Here is a 241-nt window from a genome sequence, read left to right as displayed (position 1 = left end):
CTGAAGATCGACATCGACATCGAACTGCGCGCGCGGCAGCTTCAGGCGGATCTGGTTGATATCAGCCATCAACGCATCACGCTCGCGCCGTTGCGCTTGAGCAACGACAGGCACAGCAGGACCACGAAAGAAAAGGCCACCATGCCGCCCGCCAGCCAGTGAGCCTGCGCGTACTCCATCGCTTCGACATGACCATAGATCTGGGTGGACACGACGCGCGTCTTGCCCGGGATGTTGCCGC

Annotated in this window: 1 pseudogene (running past one end of the window); it reads right to left on the bottom strand. The window is 61.4% G+C overall.

Annotation, left to right across the window (positions count from 1 at the left end):
• Window positions 1–68 precede the first annotated feature (68 nt).
• Window positions 69–241 (bottom strand): annotated as a pseudogene (modB, locus tag JNK74_29055) (molybdate ABC transporter permease subunit) (it continues 440 nt past the right edge of the window).

The organism is Candidatus Hydrogenedentota bacterium, from assembly GCA_016791475.1.
GTDB lineage: Bacteria > Hydrogenedentota > Hydrogenedentia > Hydrogenedentales > JAEUWI01 > JAEUWI01.
Note: the sequence above shows the minus strand (reverse complement) of the source record. Positions and strands in the feature narration are given on the sequence as shown.